Origin of the sequence: Metabacillus litoralis (assembly GCF_003667825.1) — a bacterium.
GTDB classification, from domain to species: Bacteria; Bacillota; Bacilli; order Bacillales; family Bacillaceae; genus Metabacillus; species Metabacillus litoralis_B.
Genome location: NZ_CP033043.1, coordinates 2,991,757 through 3,012,842, shown reverse-complemented (window position 1 = coordinate 3,012,842; position 21,086 = coordinate 2,991,757). Strand labels below are relative to the sequence as shown.

Annotated in this window: 20 protein-coding genes; 15 read left to right on the top strand and 5 right to left on the bottom strand. The window is 36.2% G+C overall.

Annotated elements, in window-relative coordinates; translation table 11 throughout:
• The first annotated feature begins 23 nt into the window (after positions 1-23).
• From D9842_RS15025 to htpG, 3 genes are all read left to right on the top strand, one after another.
• Positions 24-614: a nitroreductase family protein gene (locus D9842_RS15025; protein ID WP_121663200.1), complete on the top strand. Its 591-nt coding sequence runs from the start codon at positions 24-26 to the stop codon at positions 612-614.
• An 837-nt stretch (positions 615-1,451) separates the two neighbouring features.
• On the top strand, positions 1,452-2,396 hold the full coding sequence (gene trhO / locus D9842_RS15020) for an oxygen-dependent tRNA uridine(34) hydroxylase TrhO (RefSeq protein WP_121663199.1): 945 nt from the start codon (positions 1,452-1,454) through the stop codon (positions 2,394-2,396).
• Positions 2,397-2,617: 221 nt separating this feature from the next.
• Positions 2,618-4,498 carry a molecular chaperone HtpG gene (gene htpG, locus D9842_RS15015; protein ID WP_121663198.1) on the top strand — a complete coding sequence of 627 codons (1,881 nt, stop codon included), beginning with the start codon at positions 2,618-2,620 and terminating at the stop codon, positions 4,496-4,498.
• Positions 4,499-4,554: 56 nt separating this feature from the next.
• Here htpG and D9842_RS15010 read toward each other — a convergent pair whose 3' ends face one another.
• A complete protein-coding gene (locus tag D9842_RS15010) occupies positions 4,555-5,115 on the bottom strand; it encodes a TetR/AcrR family transcriptional regulator (RefSeq protein WP_121663197.1) in 561 nt (186 codons plus the stop codon).
• A gap of 314 nt (positions 5,116-5,429) precedes the next feature.
• On the opposite strand from D9842_RS15010, the gene speB (D9842_RS15005) reads away from it, so the two are divergent.
• The 7 genes from speB (D9842_RS15005) to speE are packed head-to-tail and all read left to right on the top strand — an operon-like array spanning position 5,430 to position 12,325.
• Positions 5,430-6,401: an agmatinase gene (speB, locus tag D9842_RS15005; RefSeq protein ID WP_121663196.1), complete on the top strand. Its 972-nt coding sequence runs from the start codon at positions 5,430-5,432 to the stop codon at positions 6,399-6,401.
• Positions 6,402-6,424: 23 nt separating this feature from the next.
• Positions 6,425-7,447: an ABC transporter substrate-binding protein gene (locus D9842_RS15000; protein WP_162987446.1), complete on the top strand. Its 1,023-nt coding sequence runs from the start codon at positions 6,425-6,427 to the stop codon at positions 7,445-7,447.
• 21 nt (positions 7,448-7,468) lie between these two features.
• Positions 7,469-8,344, top strand: a complete 876-nt coding sequence (locus D9842_RS14995) for an ABC transporter permease (protein WP_232273837.1) — start codon at positions 7,469-7,471, stop codon at positions 8,342-8,344.
• A gap of 26 nt (positions 8,345-8,370) precedes the next feature.
• Complete coding sequence (locus tag D9842_RS14990; protein ID WP_121663194.1) at positions 8,371-9,153, top strand: ABC transporter ATP-binding protein; 783 nt, start codon at positions 8,371-8,373, stop codon at positions 9,151-9,153.
• A 21-nt stretch (positions 9,154-9,174) separates the two neighbouring features.
• Positions 9,175-10,503, top strand: coding sequence for an aminotransferase family protein (locus tag D9842_RS14985; protein ID WP_121663193.1), 1,329 nt, complete (start codon positions 9,175-9,177; stop codon positions 10,501-10,503).
• Between the two features lie 56 nt (positions 10,504-10,559).
• Complete coding sequence (gene speB, locus D9842_RS14980) at positions 10,560-11,456, top strand: agmatinase (protein ID WP_121663192.1); 897 nt, start codon at positions 10,560-10,562, stop codon at positions 11,454-11,456.
• 20 nt (positions 11,457-11,476) lie between these two features.
• Complete coding sequence (gene speE, locus D9842_RS14975) at positions 11,477-12,325, top strand: polyamine aminopropyltransferase (RefSeq protein WP_121663191.1); 849 nt, start codon at positions 11,477-11,479, stop codon at positions 12,323-12,325.
• 45 nt (positions 12,326-12,370) lie between these two features.
• Here the strand turns inward: speE and D9842_RS14970 are convergent, their stop codons facing one another.
• Both D9842_RS14970 and D9842_RS26555 read right to left on the bottom strand, forming a co-directional pair.
• On the bottom strand, positions 12,371-13,402 hold the full coding sequence (locus D9842_RS14970) for an aminotransferase-like domain-containing protein (RefSeq protein WP_306821487.1): 1,032 nt from the start codon (positions 13,400-13,402) through the stop codon (positions 12,371-12,373).
• A 5-nt stretch (positions 13,403-13,407) separates the two neighbouring features.
• Positions 13,408-13,797, bottom strand: a complete 390-nt coding sequence (locus tag D9842_RS26555; protein ID WP_306821486.1) for a GntR family transcriptional regulator — start codon at positions 13,795-13,797, stop codon at positions 13,408-13,410.
• Positions 13,798-13,910: 113 nt separating this feature from the next.
• Here D9842_RS26555 and D9842_RS14965 point away from each other — a divergent pair, with 113 nt between their 5' ends.
• Positions 13,911-14,828 (top strand): DMT family transporter, encoded by a 918-nt coding sequence (locus D9842_RS14965; RefSeq protein ID WP_121663190.1) that lies wholly within the window; start codon positions 13,911-13,913, stop codon positions 14,826-14,828.
• A 402-nt stretch (positions 14,829-15,230) separates the two neighbouring features.
• On the opposite strand, the gene D9842_RS14960 is transcribed toward D9842_RS14965, so the two are convergent.
• Together D9842_RS14960 and D9842_RS14955 are read right to left on the bottom strand one after the other, a co-directional pair.
• The gene (locus tag D9842_RS14960; RefSeq protein ID WP_257535880.1) at positions 15,231-15,797 is read right to left on the bottom strand and encodes a cysteine hydrolase family protein; all 567 of its coding nucleotides are present in this window, start codon (positions 15,795-15,797) and stop codon (positions 15,231-15,233) included.
• 120 nt (positions 15,798-15,917) lie between these two features.
• Positions 15,918-16,658: a YqcI/YcgG family protein gene (locus D9842_RS14955; protein ID WP_121663189.1), complete on the bottom strand. Its 741-nt coding sequence runs from the start codon at positions 16,656-16,658 to the stop codon at positions 15,918-15,920.
• Between the two features lie 191 nt (positions 16,659-16,849).
• Between D9842_RS14955 and D9842_RS14950 the strand changes: the two genes are divergently transcribed.
• From D9842_RS14950 to D9842_RS14935, 4 genes are all read left to right on the top strand, one after another.
• Positions 16,850-18,283 carry a PQQ-dependent sugar dehydrogenase gene (locus D9842_RS14950; RefSeq protein ID WP_121663188.1) on the top strand — a complete coding sequence of 478 codons (1,434 nt, stop codon included), beginning with the start codon at positions 16,850-16,852 and terminating at the stop codon, positions 18,281-18,283.
• A complete protein-coding gene (locus tag D9842_RS14945; protein ID WP_257535879.1) occupies positions 18,234-18,851 on the top strand; it encodes a hypothetical protein in 618 nt (205 codons plus the stop codon). Before D9842_RS14950 ends, D9842_RS14945 begins: the two co-directional genes overlap by 50 nt.
• 131 nt (positions 18,852-18,982) lie before the next feature.
• The gene (locus D9842_RS14940) at positions 18,983-19,585 is read left to right on the top strand and encodes a YybS family protein (protein WP_121663187.1); all 603 of its coding nucleotides are present in this window, start codon (positions 18,983-18,985) and stop codon (positions 19,583-19,585) included.
• Between the two features lie 211 nt (positions 19,586-19,796).
• Positions 19,797-20,813: an STAS domain-containing protein gene (locus tag D9842_RS14935; RefSeq protein WP_373995075.1), complete on the top strand. Its 1,017-nt coding sequence runs from the start codon at positions 19,797-19,799 to the stop codon at positions 20,811-20,813.
• Positions 20,814-21,086 lie beyond the last annotated feature (273 nt).

Below are 21,086 nucleotides of genomic sequence, written 5' to 3'. Positions count from 1 at the left end.
CTTAAAAAATGGGAGTGAAAATAATGGACGTCCTTTCAGCTATTGCAACTAGAAGGAGTATTGGAAAAGTAAAAGAAGATCCTGTCCCTAGTGAGTTGATTCATCAAATTGTTCAAGCAGGAACCTGGGCACCTTCACATTTCCGAACAGAGCCATGGAGATTTTTTGTATTAACAGGTGATGCGAGAAAAGCACTTGGTAAAACACTCGCATCTCTTGTGGAGAAAACACTAGAAGATCCAAATAGTGAAGAAAGTCAAAAGCGATTAGAAAGAGAAGAAAATAAACCTTTGCGAGCACCCGTTATAATTGCCGTTGCTGTAGAATCAACAAAAGCAAATAAACGTGTCATGATGAAGGAGGAAGCGGCAGCTGTCTGTGCTTCTGTTCAAAATATGCTGCTCGCAGCCCATGCCCTTGGATTGGGTGCCATTTGGAGAACAGGTGAAAGCTGTTATTCAAACGAGGTAAAGAAATTGTTTAAGTTATCTTCTGAATCTGAGATGGTTGGATTATTATACATTGGTTACCCTGATATGAAAGAAATAAAGGGGAAAAGAAAGGCAATCTCAGATGTAACAACTTGGTTTAAAAATGAAGAGGATTTTGCTTGATTTTTAATATTGAATGCTGTCCAATAAATTGAAATTGGGCTATTTTTGAATGGAGTTACAATTGTCGTTCATCGCGGGAATGAACGACAAAACGATCGAGAAAAACAAGGGAAGTGTCGTTCATTGCGGGGATGAACGACAAAACGATGGAGAAAAGCAAGGGAAGTGTCGTTCATCGCGGGAATGAACGACAAAACGATGGAGAAAAACAAGAGAAGTGTCGTTCATCGCGGGAATGAACGACAAAACGATGGAGAAAAGCAAGGGAAGTGTCGTTCATCGCGAGTATGAACGACAAAACGATCGAGAAAAACAAGGGAAGTGTCGTTCATCGCGGGAATGAACGACAAAACGATGGAGAAAAGCAAGGGAAGTGTCGTTCATCGCGGGAATGAACGACAAAACGATGGAGAAAAGCAAGGGAAGTGTCGTTCATCGCGGGAATGAACGACAAAACGATCGAGAAAAACAAGGGAAGTGTCGTTCATCGCGGGAATGAACGACAAAACGATCGAGAAAAGCAAGAGAAGTGTCGTTCATCGCGGGAATGAACGACAAAACGATGGAGAAAAGCAAGGGAAGTGTCGTTCATCACGGGAATGAACGACAAAACGATGGAGAAAAGCAAGGGAAGTGTCATTCATCGCGGGAATGAATAAAAATCGGAGAGAACACAAATAAAATTGGTATTTCTCACCTTTGTAAACTATCAATTTGCATTTTCATAGAAAATTTGTTTAAATAAGATGTTACATTTTATAAACAAGTAAAATGTAAAAGCAAGTAACCATCTCTGTATGTATATCTTGCAAATATAATATAGAAGGTGAAAAATATATGTCAAAAGAATATCGCGTTTTACTATACTATCACTATGTTCATATTGATAACCCTGAAGAGTATGCTCAAGAGCATTTAGAGTTTTGTAAAAACCTTGGGCTAAAAGGTAGAATTTTAATAGCTTCTGAAGGAATTAATGGAACGGTTTCAGGAACTGTTGAGCAAACGGATCAATACATGGCTCACATGAAAGAAGATCCACGCTTTGCTGAAATGGTTTATAAAATAGATGAAGAAGATGAGCATGCCTTCAAAAAAATGAAGGTTCGTCATCGTCCAGAGCTTGTGACGCTTCGTTTAGAAGAGGATGTTAACCCGTTAGAGCTAACAGGTAAATATTACAGCCCTAAAGAATTTATGGAAGCAATGAAACAAGAAGATACAGTTATTATTGATGCTAGAAATGACTATGAGTATGCTGTTGGTCATTTCAAAAATGCTATTTTACCTGATATTAATACGTTTAAAGAGTTACCAGATTGGATTCGTCAAAACAAAGAAAAGTTTGAAGGGAAAAAGATCTTAACGTATTGCACAGGTGGTATTCGTTGTGAAAAATTCTCAGGTTGGCTTCGTCAAGAGGGATTTGAGGATGTGGCACAGCTTCACGGCGGGATTGTTACTTATGGTAAAGATCCTGAAGTACAAGGGAAGGATTGGGACGGTCAGTGTTATGTATTTGATGAGCGTCTAATCGTACCTGTTAACCAAGTAGAACCAACTGTTATTGGAAAAGATCATTTTACTGGTGAACCTTGTGAACGCTTTGTTAACTGTGGTAATCCTGAATGTAATAAAAAAATTCTTTGCTCTGAGGAAAATGAGCATAAATACTTGCGCGCATGTAGTCATGAGTGCCGAGTACATGAACGTAATCGCTATGTTTCGGAAAATGGATTAACAGAAGAGCAGGTAACAGAAAGATTAGCTGCTTTAGTATAAAAAGTTGAAGTGCAATGACTGCTAATTCTTAGCTTTCATTGCACTTTTTTATTTGCCACCAGTTGACATTGATAAGAGAAATATGATATTTAAATAATAGTTTAGCACTCTAGAGCATAGAGTGCTAAACTAAAAGAAGGAGTGTCCATAGAACACCTAATCATTTTCTATTTTACTACATAATAAAGTAGGATAAATTTTTGAAGAGGAGAGGTTGTAAATTGGAAAAAAAGCAATTTAAAGCAGAATCCAAAAGATTGTTGGAAATGATGATTAACTCTATTTACTCACAACGAGAGGTGTTTTTAAGAGAGTTAATTTCAAATGCTAGTGATGCGATTGATAAAATCTACTACAAAGCTCTAACAGATGATTCATTAAGCTTTGAAAAGGACAGTTATTTTATCAAACTTACACCAAATAAAGAGAATAGAACACTTACTATTTTAGATACAGGAATTGGCATGACAAAGGAAGAGCTTGAAAACAACCTTGGTGTTATTGCCAAAAGTGGTTCCTTAGCATTCAAAAAGGAAAATGAATCAAAGGATGGCCATGATATTATTGGTCAGTTTGGAGTTGGGTTTTACGCTGCATTTATGGTAGCTGATGTTGTTACTGTTATCAGTAAAGCGCTTGGAAGTGATGAAGCTTACAAATGGGAATCACAAGGTGCTGAAGGCTACTCTATTGAACCATATGAAAAAGAAACAGTTGGTACAGAAATTATTTTAAAGATAAAAGAAAATGAAGAAGAAGAAAACTATGATGAGTTTTTAGAAGAATATAAATTAAAATCAATCATTAAAAAATACTCTGATTTTATTCGCTATCCAATCAAAATGGATGTTAAAGGCCAACGAGCTAAAGAAGGCAGCGATAATGAGTTAGAAGAATACGAAGAAGAACAAATTATTAACAGCATGGTACCAATCTGGAGAAAAAACAAAAATGAATTAACAGATGATGACTATGTAGCCTTTTACAATGAAAAGCATTACGGATTTGATAAGCCAATTAAGCATATCCATATTAATGTTGACGGTACAGTAAGATACAATGCAATTCTTTATATCCCTGAAAACATGCCATTTGATTACTATTCAAAGGAATATGAAAAGGGCTTAGAGCTATATTCAAACGGCGTACTAATCATGAATAAATGTCCGGAACTCCTTCCAGATTATTTTAGCTTTGTTAAAGGAATGGTTGATTCTGAGGATTTATCACTTAATATTTCAAGGGAAATTTTACAGCAAGATCGTCAGTTAAAGTTCATTTCAAAAAACATTAGCAAAAAGATTAAAAATGAATTGAAAAGTCTCATGAAAAATGATCGTGAAAATTATGAGAAGTTTTACAAATCCTTTGGTAGACAGCTAAAATATGGAGTGTACAGTGACTTTGGAAGCAACAAAGAAGTGTTACAGGACTTATTAATGTTTTATTCTTCAAAAGAGAAAAAGCTTGTTTCACTTGATGAGTATGTTTCAAGAATGGCTGAAGATCAAAAGTATATTTACTATGCTTCTGGTGAGTCGATCGAGAGAATTGAAAAATTACCACAAACAGAATTAGTTTCTGAAAAAGGCTATGAAATTCTTTTCTTTACAGAAGATATTGATGAGTTTGCGATCAAAATGCTCATGAACTATAACGAAAAAGAATTCAAATCGGTTTCTAGCGGTGACTTAGGAATTGAGTCAGAAGAAGATCAAAAGCAAACAGAATCCGAGCAAACTGAAAATAAAGAGCTCTTTGAGTTCATGAAAAATATTCTATCAAATAAAGTGAAGGATGTTAGATTATCTAAGCGTCTAAAATCTCATCCTGTTTGTTTAACAACAGAAGGTGAAGTAACAATTGAAATGGAAAAAATTCTAAGTGCTATGCCTGATAATCAAAATGTAAAGGCAGAAAAAATCTTAGAAATCAACAGCAACCACGAAGTGTTTCAATCTCTAAAAAATGCATTTGATAGTGACAAAGAAAAAGTAACACTCTATACAAACCTTCTTTACAACCAAGCATTGTTAATTGAAGGCTTACCAATTCAAGATCCTGTTGAGTTTACAAATGATATGTGTAAGGTAATGGTATAATGAGAAATCCACCAGTTTTGAAAGCTGGTGGATTTTTTTATAAGATGTTTATGGGGTTAATCGGCTTCTTTTACCAATCCAAATAACAATATTTCTCCTACCGTTGTAAATGCTTCTGTTAGGTTAATATTATGCTTAATTAAATAGTTTTGATCAAAGAACCAATGTGTACCATTAGAGATTAACTTCATGACAATATTAAAATTAAATTCTTTAATAACTCCTTCTTCTACACCCTTTTCTAAAAGGGATCTTAAGTTATTCCACGTGTTATTTAAACCGAACATGACTTTTTCCCATTGTTCCGGATAATATTTTTTCATTTGATCAAGGATTTGCTGATCATATAGATCAAAAAAAGTAGGGACAATAATTAGTACTTCTTTTATTTTCTGTATAGTGGAAATGTCTTGTTTATCAAGAATAATTTTCTCCTTTTCTTCTATATCATGAAAGGATTTAATGATAATTTCATCTAAAATATCTTTCTTAGATGAATAATGCTCATAAATTGTTCTTTTACTAACACCTAAATTTTCTGCTAACTCATCCATTGTGAATTTTATTCCTTTTCTTTGAACTTCTTCTATAAATGCCACCATAATTCTTTCTTTCATTTTATCCACCCTTTTCAATTTTCAGTGTAGTGGAAGCAAAAACTATATAAACAAAAAATGTTTATATAGTTTCCATCGTAAAAAAAGGTAAGGTGAAAGTCAATGAAAATTCAGGAATCTAACTTATATTTTCAGATTATTCAAAAAATACGTCATAGAATCTTCCAAGCTTATAGTCAGTGCATGATACCTGTGATTTAATGGGACTAAGTTAAAAATTAGAAAAGAAAATATTCTCCTAGAAGATAGCGAAGTAACCTCAATTATTGAGGTTTAAGTTTTAAGAAAACTGAAAAAACGAAAGGAGTTTTATTATGTACAGACCAGAAACTAGTAGAGAGATGCCAATTTTTTCGGGGATTAGAACTTTCATGCACTTACCACATTCCAAAACAAAGGAGAACATTGATTTTGCTATTTTAGGTCATCCCTTTGATACAGGGGTCACGTTTGCCACTGGAACGAGATTTGGTCCTGAGGCCATTCGTTCCCGATCAACTCGATTACATACGTATAATCCGGGGTTGGATATTGATGTGTTTGATTATCTTTCTGGTGTAGATAGTGGGGATATGCAGACGGTACCAGGATATACAGAAGAAACTTATGACATGATTCAAAAACAACTTGTTCCATATTTTCAGAGAGGAATTGTTCCAATCATTTTAGGTGGTGATCATGGAATTTCACTCCCACATTTACGTGCAGCTGCAGAAGTATTTGGTCCTGTTAGTTTACTTCATTTTGATGCACATAGTGATACATGGGACACATCTTATGGAGGAAAAAAATATACACATGCAACCATGTTTAGAAGAGCGGTTGAAGAAGGAATTGTAGATACGTCAAAATCGATACAAATTGGGATGAGATTGTATTCTAAGCAAGATCTAGAAGAACAAAAAGGTCTAGGCTACGAAGTAATAACTGGGCTAGAGCTACACGAAATTGGTACGAAGGAAGTGATAAAAAGAGCACGCCAGCGTATTGGAAACAGTCCAACTTTCTTAACGTTTGATATTGATTTCTTAGATCCTGCATATGCACCTGGAACCGGTACACCTGAGGTTGGAGGGTTTACAATTGCACAAGCATTGGAACTTTTAAGGGGTGTGGCTGGTTCGAATTTTATTGGCTTTGATTTAGTTGAGGTGTTACCTGATCGTGATCCGACAGGGGTTACTGCTTTAAATGCCGCGCATATTGCCTTTGAATTTTTATCATTACTTGCATATAAGAAAAGAGCAAACGAACTAGTGACTGTACATGAAGAATCGTTGAAATGAATGGAAGAGAGGATGGAGTAAATATGAATCACTTAAAGAAACGAGTGTTATCTATCTTTTTGTTAATCTCTTTATTAGTCCTTACAGCCTGCGGTAATTCTGAAAGCACATCATCCGCTTCTGAGTCAGAGAAGGAGACAACGAAGATCCGAATAGGAACAGTGACATGGATCGGTTATTCCGGACTATGGCTTGCACAAGACTTAGGATATTTTGAGGAAGAAGGTTTGGAAGTTGATTATTCAACCATAGAAGATACTGCTCAAATTAAAAGCTCACTTGCATCAAATAAAATTGACGCAATGGCAACGACAATTGATAGCCTTCCAAGAAGCTTAACAGAAGGATTAGCTCTAAAAGCAGTCTTTGGTCTTGATCAATCACAAGGAGCAGATGGAATTATTGCAAAGAAGGAGATAGAAGACGTTAGTGATTTAAAAGGGAAAGAAGTTGCAGTAGAAGTTGGATCTGTTAGTGAATGGTTTCTTGCTAATGTTCTATCAGATCATGGATTATCGTTAGATGATGTGAAGGTGAAAGAAATGACATCTTCTGAAGCTGGTGCAGCCTTTTCTTCTGGGAAAGTTGATGCTGCTGTTACATGGGAGCCATGGTTAAGTAATGCGGAGGCATCAGATTTTGGAAAGGTTCTTGTTAGTTCTGCTGATTATCCTGATCTAATCGTTGATGTATTTGCTTTTGGTGAAAAGTTTATCGAAGACAATCCGGAAGCAGTGAAGGCTTTCGCAAAAGCTTACGATCGGGCTGTTACTTATTTAAACGAAAATCCGGAAGAAGCTTATAAAGTACTTGGAAAGAGAATTAATGGATCAGCAGATGATGCAAAGGCTCAGCTTGAGGGCTTGCATATCATGACAATTGATGATTCAAAAGAATTCTTTGGTACAACATCAGATCCAGGAAGTGCGCTTGAATTAGCAGAAACAGCGGCAGGCTTATGGTTTGAGAAGGGTGTTATGAAAGAAGAAGCTGACCCCGAAAAAGTAAAAGGGGCGATAGATCCTTCGTTTATTTCAGAAAATTAATCTTTCAGGGAGGTATGTTCAATGGAGAAAAGCACCTCACATACGAATGAATTAAAAACCATACCAATTTCAGAACATGAAATGGAAAAGGAAGGTAGGTTTAAGGAGATTCTTTCTCGGTACTTTACACCAAAAGAATCAATTTCAAAAACGGAATCAAAGATTTTGGCTACCTTACCATTTGTGTTGCTTCTCATTTTTTGGTCAGCACTAACATATTCTGGAATTCTCCCAACTGTTTTCTTACCAACTCCAACTGCAGTGCTAGCCACAGTCTGGGAACTATTTGCAGAGCAACAATTTATTGTGGATATAGGTACTAGTTTCTTTAGGATTCTTGTTGGATATGTATTAGCTGCTGTTTTAGCTGTCCCACTTGGAATTTTAATGGGGTCTTACAGTGGACCGAGAAGTTTTTTTGAACCTATCATTGGAATAGCTAGGTATCTCCCGGTTACTGCTCTCATTCCATTGTTTATTCTTTGGATGGGAATCGGAGAAACTGAAAAAATTGCGGTCATCTTCTTTGGTACATTTTTCCCTTTAGTTTTCTTAATAATGGATGTGTCTTCAAATGTTTCGAAAGATTTATTAAATGTTTCTTATACATTAGGAGCAAATAGAAGGAAGCTCTTTACAAGTGTATTAGTTCCAGCTTGTATGCCTGGAGTAGTGGATAATCTTCGTTCTGTACTAGGTTGGACCTGGACCTATTTAATCGTTGCTGAGTTAGTTGCAGCAGAAACAGGAATTGGTCATGTGATCATGACGGCTCAACGCTACTTAAATACAGGGCAAATAATTGGTGGAGTTATTATTATTGGGCTGTTGGGCTTTTTTAGTGATTTTCTATTCGCAAAACTTTATCGTAAACTATTTCCTTATGTAAAAAGGTAAGAAACTTAAATAAAGGGTGTGAAGGCATGATAACGATTAGATCTCTTAGTAAACAGTTTCCAGCAGAGCCTAAACCAGTAACAGCACTTGAAGAAGTAAACATGGATATTCAAGATGGTCAATTTACTTGTATTGTAGGTGCATCTGGTTGCGGAAAATCAACCTTATTAAAAATAGTGGGAGGACTAGAGAAACCATCAACAGGATTTGTAAAGGTTAATGAAAAAACAAACCCAAAACCTGATAAAAGCAGAGGGATGATGTTTCAAAGTTACACTCTTTATCCGTGGTTAACAGTTCGGCAAAATATTGAGTTTGGTCTTAAAATTCAAAATGTCCCACAAGCTGAAAGAGAGAAAGTCTCAGAAATGCTCATTGATCAAATAAAGCTAAGGGGATTTGAACATCTATATCCATCTTCGTTATCCGGAGGAATGCAACAAAGGGTTGCAATAGCAAGAATGTTAGCCAATGATCCAGAAATCCTTTTAATGGATGAACCATTTGGGGCTTTAGATGCCCAAACAAGGACACTTATGCAAAGTCTATTAATTGATTTATGGGAAAAAAATCATAAAACAGTTTTATTTGTTACACATGATATCGATGAAGCCATTATTTTAGGAGATGTTGTCTATGTTATGTCCTCTCATCCGGGAAAGGTGAAAAAGAGAATTGAAATTCCACTCGAACGTCCAAGAAGTCATGATAGTTTCTTAGAACCGGAATACAGGGAAATAAAGCAGGAAATTACTGAATTACTATATGATGAAAATCAAAAAAGCTTAAGAGCTCCAGTATTAAATTAACTATTTATGGGAGGATGAAAAATGCTAGAGGTAAAACAACAAAATCATATTGATGAGTTAATAGAACATGATAAGAAGTATTTCCTCCATCCATCATCATCAATTAAGTCTCAGCAGGAAAAAGGGCCGGAGTTTATTTTCACTAAAGGGGAAGGAGTGTATTTAGAAGATATTGAAGGGAAGAAAGTGATAGATGGCTTATCTTCTCTATGGAATGTGAATGTTGGGCATGGAAGAACTGAATTAGCCACTGTTGCGATGGAACAAATGAGTAAGCTTGGATACAGCACTGCGTTTGGAACGGTCAGTCATGAACCAGCCATTCAGCTGGCAAAAAAACTATCAGAAATTTCACCTGGTAATCTGAGAGCCACCTTTTTTACTTCAGGTGGTTCTGAAGCAACAGACACGGCCTTCAAGCTGGTTCGCCATTATTGGAAGGTAAAAGGAAAACCTGATAAAACAAAGATCATTGCAAGAAAAAATGCTTACCACGGGCTCACAATCGGTTCTACAAGTGCCACGGGTATCGAACATTTTCAAAGGTTTATAGGTTCTAAAGCACCGGATTTTCTACATGTTGAAGCATTTTCACATCATGCACTTCGTGAAGCCATATTAGCACAAGGTCCGGAAACAGTAGCTGCATTCATTGCTGAGCCTGTTCAAGGCGCTGGTGGGGTGCATGTTCCTCCCCCTGAATATTTTATTGAAATTAGAAAGATATGTGATGAATTTGATATCTTATTCATTGCAGATGAAGTTATTACTGGATTTGGAAGGACAGGAAAGATGTTTGCGATGGAGCATTGGAATGTTACCCCAGATATGATGTGCTTTGCTAAAGGGGTTACAAGTGGTTATTTTCCTTTAGGAGGAGTTATGCTTTCAGAGAGGATGCATCAAGAATTAATCATGTATTCCAATGATGCTCTTTTTCATGGGTTTACTTATAGTGGTCATCCGGTTGCATGTGCTGTTGCTTTAAAAAATATTGATATTCTAGAAAAAGAAGGTATTTTAACCAATGTTAGCAATATGGGCGAGAAACTATATATTGGTTTGAAGAAATTAGTCCAAACAACAAATAGTGTTAGTGATGTAAGAGGACTTGGATTAATGGCCGCCATTGAGTTTGAAAATGAGAAAACAACTGAAAAGTTATCTATAAAAGTAAGCAAGGAAGCTATTAAAAGAGGTTTAATTTGTAGGAACATCGAGCATGCAGGACAAGATTCATTAGTATTTGCTCCCCCATTAATTATTTCCAATGATGAAGTAGATAAACTGCTCAACATTGTGTATGACGCTATCATGGAGGTTGAAAATACAATTCACAAGTGTGTGTAAACTTAAAAAACTAATTTAGTTTTATGTGAAATTATATCATAAAAGAGGTGTAGGAAATGAGTAAAAAACACGATTTTTTGGCTTATGCTGGTGCGGTAACTTTTTGTAGATGCAAACAAACAACAGATTTAGAAGGGGTGGATGTTGCAGTAATGGGTGTTCCATTTGATTGTGGTGTGTCTAACCGCTCAGGTACAAGATTGGGTCCCCGTTCTATTAGGGAAACATCAATGTTTGTTGGAACCTTTCATTATCCATGGGATTATGAAGTAACAGAAAAATATAACATCATTGATTATGGTGATGTTGGATATTCAATAGGAAATGATACAACACATTTCATGATTGAAGATTCTTATGAACATGCAAAAAAAATCTTAGACTCAGGTGCAAAACTTCTCACTCTTGGTGGAGATCACACAATTCCATATGGATTAATTAGAGCTGCAAGTGAAAAGTACGGAAAATTGGCTTTATTACATTTTGATAGCCATGAAGATACATTTCCTGGAGTAAGCACGGGCGAGATTTTCCATGGCTCCTTTGCCTATGATTTACAAGAAGAAGGATGTATTGATCCAGGTAAATCGGCTCAAGTTTATATTCGAACAAATATGAATGAGTGTGGATACAACATCATTTATGCAAATGAAGCTCTGGCGATGGGTCCAGAAGCTCTTGCTAGTAGAATTAAAGAAATTATTGGTGATACGCCAGTCTATTTAACATTTGATATCGATTCATTAGACCCTTCGTATGCTCCTGGAACGGGAACCCCGGTGGTTGGGGGGCCGTCGACGCAAGAGATGCGTTCAGTTTTGCAACAACTTAAAGGATTAAATATCGTAGCAGCGGACCTTGTAGAGGTAGCACCAATCTATGACCCTACTGAAGCAACAAGACTAGCAGCTGCAACAATTGCAAGAGACTTACTATATTTATTGGTAGATTAATATAATAAAAGGAGAATAGTATGGGACTTTGGTTTACTGAAAAACAAACTGACCATTTTGGAATAACTGTAAAAGTAAAAGAAACATTGCATTCTGAACAAACAAATTTCCAAAAGCTTGAGGTTGTTAAAACAGAAGAATTTGGTAATATGCTGTTGCTTGATGGTTTAGTCATGACGACAGAAAGAGATGAATTTACGTACCATGAAATGATCACTCACCCTGCATTATTTACTCATCCTAATCCTAGACATGTTTTAGTGGTTGGTGGAGGAGATGGGGGGACTGTTCGTGAAGTATTAAAGCATCCGTTAGTAGAAAAAGTGACTCAAGTCGAAATTGATCAAAAAGTCATTGAGTATTCAAAGAAATTTCTTCCCTCTATCTCTATTGGATATGAAGACCCTTTAGTTGATGTCATTGTGGGTGATGGATTTTTGCATATACATGAAAATAAAGCTAAATATGATGTTATATTAGTGGATTCTACTGAACCAATCGGTCCTTCTGCAAAGCTGTTTGAGCTAGGGTTTTTTCAAGGAATTTACGAATCATTAAAAGAAGATGGAATCTTTGTTGCCCAATCTGATAATCCTTGGTTTAAGCCTGATTTAATCAAAACGGTTTTTCAAGACGTTTTTGAAATATTTCCAATAACACGTTTGTATACGGCCAATATTCCAACATATCCAAGCGGACTGTGGTCCTTTACATTAGGGTCAAAGGAATACGATCCGTTACAGGTTGAAGTTGAAATACCTCAAGATATGGAGTTATTCTATTATACTGCAAACATACATTATGCAGCTTTTCAATTGCCGAGGTTTATGCAAGAACTGATTAAAATCAGGACTCTGAAAAGAGTGTGAAAAAATCTTACTAGAAACCACCTATTTTTTTCTAATAGGTGGTTTCTATTTTTGTATGTGCTCCTCCTCCAACCTCTGTGCAACCTCTACAAACTGCTTCATTCCATCCTTTAACTTTTTTTCATTTTCGTACGAAAAGCTTAGACGTATCCGACGAGATTCCTGTTTTAATGGATCACATACTACACCTGGTACAAATGAGATAGAGTGTTGAAGGCTTTTTGACAGCAATGATTCAATTGATAAATTATCGGGCAGTTGTACCCATAAACTTAAACCGCCTTGTGGACTGCTCCATTTCCAGTTTGTTTTCGCTAATTCCTCTTCCATCATTTCCTTCCTAATCTGTAAGGCGATTCTTAGCTTTTCTAAATGTTGATGTAATCGTAAGGACGAAAAATAATGGAGAAAAATCTTCTGATTAAGAAGAGGTGATCCATTATCAATTAACGATTTTGACGTGAGTAACATCGGCATAATAGAAGGCTGACAAACAATCACAGCAACCCTTAATCCTGGCGAGATATATTTGCAAAAGCTTCGAACATAAATGACGGTCCCAGCTGTATCGTACGTATAAATCGGTAGAGGTGGGGGCTGTTTATAGTAAATATCATGATAAGCATCATCTTCTATAATTAAACAACGATACTGTTCTGCTAATTCTACTACTCTTTTTCTTTGTTCTACTGAAATGGTATAGCCAGTTGGATTGTGAAAGGTTGGATTTGTGTAAAATAGTCGTGGCTTGTATTGCTTTAGCATGCTTTCTAGCTTTTCTAAGTCATATCCATTTTCGGATATATCAACAGTCAGAATTCGTGCTCCTTGCGCTTGAAATATATCAATTGCAGCACTATAACTTGGTCTCTCAAAAAGGACAATATCTCCGGGTTTAATAAAAGCTTCTGAGATCAAATGAATGGCCTGTTGTGATCCAGAAGTAATCAATAGGTGATCTTTCGTGAGATGTGTTTTAAATTGTTTTACAAAGTATTCAGCAAGAACCTCCCGCAGTTCTTCATCTCCTTGAACAGTTGAATAGGTAGCAAGGACTTTAGGATACAGATCGAACACTTTTTTCACATAGTCTGAAAAAAATGATTTGGTAAAAGATTCGGGTCGATTAATGCTTGAGAAAAATTATAGGTAACAGGTGCTCTATGAATTTCTGATAGGTGATTTTTTTGTGTATAAGCAGCAATGATAGGATTTTCACTATATTCATAGTCTTTAGTTATTTGTGGTTGCACATAATAACCTGACTTATCCTTAACATATATTTTCGCTTCATTTTTTAGTAATTGATAGGCTTTTAATACTGTGAGTCTGTGAACGTTGAATTCAGTGGCTAGGCTGCGGACGGAGGGAAGTTTGTCGTGCGTTTTCCATTCTTTCCGCTCTATTTGATTCACTACATAGTGATAGATCTGTTTATATAATAATTGTTCATTTTGCACAGCTTTTGCCAACTCCATTTCCTCTTTATGTAATGATTTTATCATGTTTCCTTTCTAACTGTTCTATTGTGTTTAATCTGTTCTATAGTGCTAATCGTATGATCAACATAAAGGAGGAGTATAGAATGGTTATTATTAATTATGTTTTTATGTGTATGATTTTTGGAACGACTTTTTTAGCGATAAAAATAGGAGTAGATTCAGGGTTACCCCCTTTTTTATCGGGGGGAATTCGCTTTTTTATTGCAGGCTTCCTATTGTTTTTGATTATGGCTGTTAAAGAGAAGAACATCATGCGTTTATTAGTCAGAAAGGAACTTTTTTTATCAGGGGTAGGTTTGACATTTGGGACATTTGCAACATTATATTGGGCAGAACAGTATGTAACATCCGGAATAGCGGCGGTTTTATCAGCGACCGGTCCGATGTTGATCATTGTGATTCAAAGCATCATCTTAAGACACAAAGTTAGAAGAACATCGATTGTTGGATGTGTGATCGGTGTAATAGGAGTTTTTTTTCTTATATTGCCAAGTTTTTCACTTGAGGTGAATTCCTATTGGATCATTGGTTGTTTTGCCATTATTCTTGGAGAGGTTTTTTATGCTTCAGGTACAATCTATACAAAGAGTGTGTCGAAAAACTTTGAAGGAATTCATCCAGTTGTTTTGAATGCGGTTCAGATGATGTATGGGGGAATTTTATTATTTATTTTGGGATTATTAACAGAGGAAATTTCTGTGCAAACAATCATACAACCAGCCTCACTTTTTTCTCTTTTTTATTTAATTGTAATCGGCTCAATGGTTGGTCATAGTTTATTTTATTGGCTGGTAGTTAAGACAGATCCGGTTTTCCCGTCAACCTGGCTTTATATTTCACCTTTTATTGCGGTTGTTGTAGGAGTTCTTTTTTATGATGAGTTTTTTTCTTGGTTAACAGGAGTAGGGGCTGTCACTATTTGTATAGGGATGATTCTTATCAATTATGAAACTTTAAAAGAGCGAGTGATTGCACAAAGGAACAAATATATTAAGGTTTAGTATGATTTGAGAGGGAAGAGAGAATACTAACGGGTTCAGTTTTACGAATTAACGTTGCTTTTTCTTATGGTTATTCGCACTAGGATTAAAATGCATTTTTTAAACCATGATTAGCACCCGATTAAGCGAATTCCCAATCTTGATGAATCGCCAGGAAATAAGCTACTAAAAAATAAGCGGAGAAATTCCTCCTAATGAGGAAATAGCACGAAAAATTGATTAAATAGACGGAAAGATTCCGCCTATTTAATCGAAAAAGATGAAAATGGAGGATTTTCCTATGCTTAACCGGAAAAATTCCGCTTATATCACCAAACCGAGTTCCATTCTTCAATCTAACCGGAAAAACTCCGCTTATTTATACATTTTTCCAGAATCCGTTAAGAGAATTGACTTTGCCTTTTACTTTAGCTGATTTAATACATCGCTCGTTTTAACAATAGTTGCAAATTCCTTATGTAAGGTTGCCAGTTCTGTTTGATGAATATCTTCGGGAGTATAATATGTACCATTATGATCGGTAACTTCATATGCTGCCGTAGCATCTGAAACAAGAAAGGTTGTAAATCCGAGGTTTCCGCTCATACGTGTTGTTGTTGAAACGCAATGTTGTGTAGATAAACCGGTGATCACAACCGTTTTGATTTGATTTGTCTTTAAATAGGTTTCTAACTGTGTACCAATAAAGGCACTGTTAACATTTTTTTGCATAATTACTTCACCTGATAAAGGCTTAGTGCTGTCTTTAAACTCTGTTCCCTCGGGATTTTTATAATGAAAAGGAGATTGTGGCTCCAATGATAAGTGTTGCGAATAGATGACTGTCCAGTTACGTTTTCTCCACTCTGTTAACAGCGTTAAAATATTGTTTTCAGCTTCTAGGTTGTTTCGTTTACCCCAATAAGGATCATCAAATCCTTTTTGTACATCTAGTACAAGAAGTGCTGGTTGATTTTCAATGATGTTCATTCCTTCGCCTACCTTCTTCTTTAATGTAAGAACACCTATAGTGTAGGTAAGAAAAGAAAGATCCATTCTAAAAGAAAAAATTAGCCCCCATTTTTTAGGAATGGGAGCATAGGAATCCAGCTATTTTTCCCTCTTCTTAAGTATTCGGTGAAAGGGGCATTTGGATAAAGCTGAATCATCATCATGGAGATAATACTGCTTCCATTCAAAATTATCTTCTTTACCATAGCTGTTTAAGTCAGGGTGGATTGAAATAGAATCGTAATTTGTCATTCTTTCTCTAATATTATTTTTTATTTTTTGTGCCAGCTTAGGGGAAGAATTAAATTTCTCAAGTACCCACCTTGGCGTAATAGCAAGCATAAAATACGGAAAATATCGACTTTGGCGATTTTGATGGGCTGGAGTAGCGCAATACATAAAGTACTTTTCACCATGAAAACAAAATTCCCATGCTGAATCATGTGGATCAACAGGAATAGTTTCCGGCCATTCAATGGAATCAAACTCACTTGCCCAACTTAATTGCTTCCAAAATATTTGCTCAAATTGTTCAACACTAGTTTCGGATAAATCGGCTGGCGTTTCATAAAAGATAATGAGAGATGTATATTTACCATAATTTTTTGATTGATTGGTATAAGCTGATAGCAAGCTAGCGAGTTCTTCAGAAGATGAAACGTCTCTAGGATCTCCTACAAAGCCGTATCGTAAATGATTTAATGAATGACCTTGAGTTGCCGGTATACACGGGAACTTTTTTTCTTTATCCACCATTTTTGCCTCAAACTTTTCCAACGCGTCTTTCTTCCAAGGCTGTAGATCATCTATATTCAATGATTTCTTTTCAATTAGTTCCATGTAATCATTAACCTCCTATCACATGTACCATATTCAAAACATTGGGTGTAGGTGAATGACTTAACAGTAAAAAGTTGCGTAGGGGCAAAAAAAGGCACGTAATAATGAGGAATAGTTATTTTCTTCCAAGATCATACTGAAAGAGAGAAATGATAACTTCTTATCATATAAAGTCAAAGGAGCTATGATGAATGATACATACTAAGCAAATTCGGGAGAAGGTTGTCGAGCTGCCGACAACTGCCAGACCGTTGTTGAATCCAGATGATGTCTGGGTACCTGAGGGTTATAAAGTTGAGGTCGTGGCAGCGGGCTTATCTTTTCCGACTGGGATGGGATTTGCAGATGATGGAACACTTTATATTTTAGAAGGTGGAAGTACATGGCCAACACGTCCAGCGTTACCACCTAGAATTCTTAGTTTAACACCCTCTGGAGAGCTAGATGTATTTGCTGTAGAAACATTAGGTGGACCAAGAGGAGTTACCTATCACGAAGGTTATATCTATGTAACATGTAAAGGTGGATACCTTGCAAGAGTAGTCCGTTATGATGTGAAAACAAAGAAAAGAGAAGTGTTAATTGAAAAGATACCTAGTGGTGGTTGGCACGAACCAGGCGGACCCGTATTTAGTCCTAAGGACGGTTTAATGTACTTTGCCAATGGCTCTGTTTCACAAAATGGCGTATGTTTGCCGGCTGGATTTACAGTGGACCTAGCAAAGCATCCAGAGGCTCATGATATACCTGGGGATGACATTACTCTTACTGGTCATAACGTAACGTCTAGAAACCCACTCATGCCATTTCCTTTTTTAACAGAAACGGGAGCATTTAAACCGTTTGGAACACCTGCAAAAAAGGGTGAAAAAATTAAGGGAGAACTTTGGTGTTCAACCGGACTTTGGCGATCAAAGCCGGATGGAAGCGAGCCTGAACTATTAGCATGGGGATTAAGGAATCCTTATGGTTTAGCATTTAATGAAGAGGGTGAGCTGTACGCATCTGATAACTGTTTAGAGGAAAAAGGAGAAAGAGCTATTGCAGGTGATCCTGATCGAATTTGGCATATTCGCAATGCTATGACTTCCCATGGATCTGTAAAAAAACCGGATTGGTATGGATTCCCTGATATGAGAGCAGATGGAGTTCCTGTATGGGATGAAAAATGTAAACCTACGAAGGGGAAAGCGGCAGAGCAATTAATTGAAAATTCGCCTGAATGGGCTGGTCCTCCTGTTTATCTTGAGAAACCCCATTCTGCAATGACGAAGATGGATTTTAGCCGTTCAGACGATTTTGGGTATCGCGGAGAACTATTTGTAACCGAATGGGGTACATATGCACCGTTAAATTCACCTCACGAGAAAGATCTTAACAACGGTTTTCAAGTTGTAAGGGTTGATGTTAAAACGGGAACATCAGAAGTCTTTATGAAAAATAAGCAACTTGGTGCAGCATCAGCACATCAATCAGGTGGAATAGAGCGACCTGTTGATTGTAAATTTCATCCAGACGGAAAGAGTTTATATATTTTAGATTTTGGTCACTCTCCTGTTACAGAAGGATATATCCATGCCTATGGTCATACAGGTGCGTTGTGGAAAATTACAAAAGAAGAATAAGAAAGGAAAAAAGATGAAAACAGAAAATCCCGTATTATTAATTGAGCTAGATGAAGAGATAAGGAATCAGCAATTAAACGAAGTAGAGAAATGGTTTGAACATGTACTAACTGCTCAAATGGCATTTGAAGTTGTGATACAAAAAACAATCCCAAAAATTCAAGAGCCTCACATAAAGGAAGCCATTGAAAAGATAGAGGGTGCTACAAAGGAACATCAGAAAATAGCAAAACAACTATTTCATTTAATTAATCGTAATCCAGATATTGTGATGGACCGCATACTTGGAACAACGATTTCTAAGCTAGAGGAAGGACTGCTCACATTTCAAGATTTGATGGCGGGAGCAGTAGGGTCATGGCAAGGAATGCACCAACTACTTCTTCTCAATCAACAGGCAATGGGTGCCTTTGCGGTTGCTGAACAACTAGGTTTGTCTTTAGGAATAAAAGAAATTGTAAAAGCTACCTTTAAAGTTGTTCATGAAAAAACAATGCACCAACTTTTAATACAAGAATACATGTTGGAAATGGCACCAATTTCTATCCTTTATAAACAAAATGTTTAATTGAAGAATAGTGAAAGATTTCAGTTGGTCTTGCCCGTGGAGTCTTTCACTGCTAAAAAAGGACAGGTATTACGGAACGAAACTGGTCTAAATAGGCTTTCAGCAGCATTTAACTAATAGGGGGTGTGAAAATGAGAACATTTATAAGTAGGGGAATACGAGCACTATTTCACAATAAAATGAATGATGTACCAACAATGGATCATTATTCACAACTTAGCAAAATAGCAATGGGAGCTATAATGGCAGCTTTGGCAGTCATATTTCAATCTGCGGGTATATTTATTGGATTTGGATATGTGTTGAGTATGTTAGCTACATGGCCAATGATTATTGCCGCATCGATCTCATTCCAAATAGGGATCTTGGCCTATGTAACAACAATTTTCTTACTGGCGATTGTTCAACCGAGTGAGGTATTAGTGTTCGCATTTACAACGGGTCTGCTAGGAATAAGTATAGGATACGGATTAAGAAAAATGAAAAATGTATTTAAAGTCATGCTTTTTGCTGGTGCAACAATGTTACTTGGAATTATTGTCTTAATTACTTTATTTCAATTTCCCATCTTGGGTCCATCGGCAAACTCATTAGGATTTGGAATGCTAGGCAGCATATTCTTATTTTCATTATTGTACAGTTGGATTTGGATTAAAGTTAGTCTGATTGGAATGAAGGTTTTACAGAAAGCAATACCTGAAAGAAAACCATCTTTATATGACCGCGAAGGTTGAGAACATAAGAGAGCCTCTATAAAAGAAGCTCCTTTTTTTACGATTTAAATAGAGTTTTTTACATAATGAAGTAGTAAGCTCCAATATAGATAAGACAAAAGGTAAAAGGATCTCTTATACTTGAAGAATTTTTTAGTTTGTTGGACTTCTTATTTAGGAGTATCTATAATTAATAGAATAATAGCTATGCTTTACAAAAGGTGGGTTTATAGTGGGAAATGAAAACATAAATATAAACGGACTTCAGTTTGAGTGGGATGTACAAAAAGGGACTTTTCAATTTGAAGGTCAGGAAGCCGTTCTTTTTTGGATATCTACAGCTATGAAGTCTTTTTTTGATACAATCGAAGAAATTTCCGGTGCGGAAGCATCTAGCTTAGTTTTTGAAACTTCTGGATTTAGGCAAGGGTTGGTCGTTGGTGAGTACTTTGAAAAAATGAAAGATTTAAGTGTAGAAGAGGCAGCAAAATCCATCACATCTACGTATGCTTCAGCAGGGTGGGGGCAAATAGAGGTCAAAAATCTTTGCTACGAAACCAAGACATTAACTGCTTATCTGAAAAATACGTGGGAATATAAAATTAATGTCGCTCAGGATAAACAGCAGGAAGGTAAGTTTCTTCCTGCACATTTTGCAGGTATCTTTTCTGGGTTGTTCGGAACAAATATTTGGTATGAAGTTGTTCAACAACAGCTTGAAGGCCATGAATACAGTATTATTAACTATTATCCATCAGAAATAAGTATTACACAAAATATTCATCAATTAGCCCGGAAAAAAGAGTCGGAACAAATACAGCAACTAGAAAAACTGGTTGAAGAAAAGACAAAAGAACTAAAAGATCTCGTCAAGCAGCTTTCTTCACCAATTATTCCTGTACTTGAAGGAATTGTGGTCGTTCCGTTAATTGGAAAATATGAGGTGGATCGCGCTGAAGAACTGATTACAAATACTTTAAATAATCTACCTTCACACAAAGCTAGTTACCTTATTTTAGATTTAACTGGTCTTGATAAAGATATTAGCGAGCATACAGCAAGCTTAATAGAAAAGATCGGCTCTGCTTCGTCGTTAATTGGTTCTAAAACAATATTAGTTGGAATTAATCCAGAATTAAGTTTGATCATCTCTCAGTCAGGAATGAATTTCTCACAGTTTGATTGCTTTCAATCATTACAACATGGGATACATTTTGCGCTAGGGCAAATGGGGAGAAGGATTCTATAAAGGTTCTAAGGGGGCATGCTGCTGCATGCTTCTTTTTAATGATTTTAAAAATGGATCTTAATGTATATAACGACAAAACTCAGAGTGGCGGAGTCGAAATATCGTTCATCGGGAGTATGAACGACAAAACACAGAGTGGCCGGGATCAAAATGTCGTTCATCCACTTATGAACAGAAATTCCATAGCTAAACTGTTCCGACCTAATCTTTATTTAAAAAAGAGTGGAAAAAAAATAAAAATTAGCCGATATAACAAATAGACTACTAAATCTT

Bases quoted from the DNA above. Each gene is read 5' to 3' on its own strand.
- D9842_RS15025 (WP_121663200.1), top strand. From the start codon at position 24: ATGGACGTCCTTTCAGCTATTGCAACTAGAAGGAGTATTGGAAAAGTA.
- trhO (WP_121663199.1), top strand. From the start codon at position 1,452: ATGTCAAAAGAATATCGCGTTTTACTATACTATCACTATGTTCATATT.
- D9842_RS15010 (WP_121663197.1), bottom strand. From the start codon at position 5,115: ATGAAAGAAAGAATTATGGTGGCATTTATAGAAGAAGTTCAAAGAAAA.
- speB (WP_121663196.1), top strand. From the start codon at position 5,430: ATGTACAGACCAGAAACTAGTAGAGAGATGCCAATTTTTTCGGGGATT.
- D9842_RS15000 (WP_162987446.1), top strand. From the start codon at position 6,425: ATGAATCACTTAAAGAAACGAGTGTTATCTATCTTTTTGTTAATCTCT.
- D9842_RS14995 (WP_232273837.1), top strand. From the start codon at position 7,469: ATGGAGAAAAGCACCTCACATACGAATGAATTAAAAACCATACCAATT.
- D9842_RS14990 (WP_121663194.1), top strand. From the start codon at position 8,371: ATGATAACGATTAGATCTCTTAGTAAACAGTTTCCAGCAGAGCCTAAA.
- D9842_RS14985 (WP_121663193.1), top strand. From the start codon at position 9,175: ATGCTAGAGGTAAAACAACAAAATCATATTGATGAGTTAATAGAACAT.
- speB (WP_121663192.1), top strand. From the start codon at position 10,560: ATGAGTAAAAAACACGATTTTTTGGCTTATGCTGGTGCGGTAACTTTT.
- speE (WP_121663191.1), top strand. From the start codon at position 11,477: ATGGGACTTTGGTTTACTGAAAAACAAACTGACCATTTTGGAATAACT.
- D9842_RS14965 (WP_121663190.1), top strand. From the start codon at position 13,911: ATGGTTATTATTAATTATGTTTTTATGTGTATGATTTTTGGAACGACT.
- D9842_RS14960 (WP_257535880.1), bottom strand. From the start codon at position 15,797: ATGAACATCATTGAAAATCAACCAGCACTTCTTGTACTAGATGTACAA.
- D9842_RS14955 (WP_121663189.1), bottom strand. From the start codon at position 16,658: ATGGAACTAATTGAAAAGAAATCATTGAATATAGATGATCTACAGCCT.
- D9842_RS14950 (WP_121663188.1), top strand. From the start codon at position 16,850: ATGATACATACTAAGCAAATTCGGGAGAAGGTTGTCGAGCTGCCGACA.
- D9842_RS14945 (WP_257535879.1), top strand. From the start codon at position 18,234: ATGCCTATGGTCATACAGGTGCGTTGTGGAAAATTACAAAAGAAGAAT.
- D9842_RS14940 (WP_121663187.1), top strand. From the start codon at position 18,983: ATGAGAACATTTATAAGTAGGGGAATACGAGCACTATTTCACAATAAA.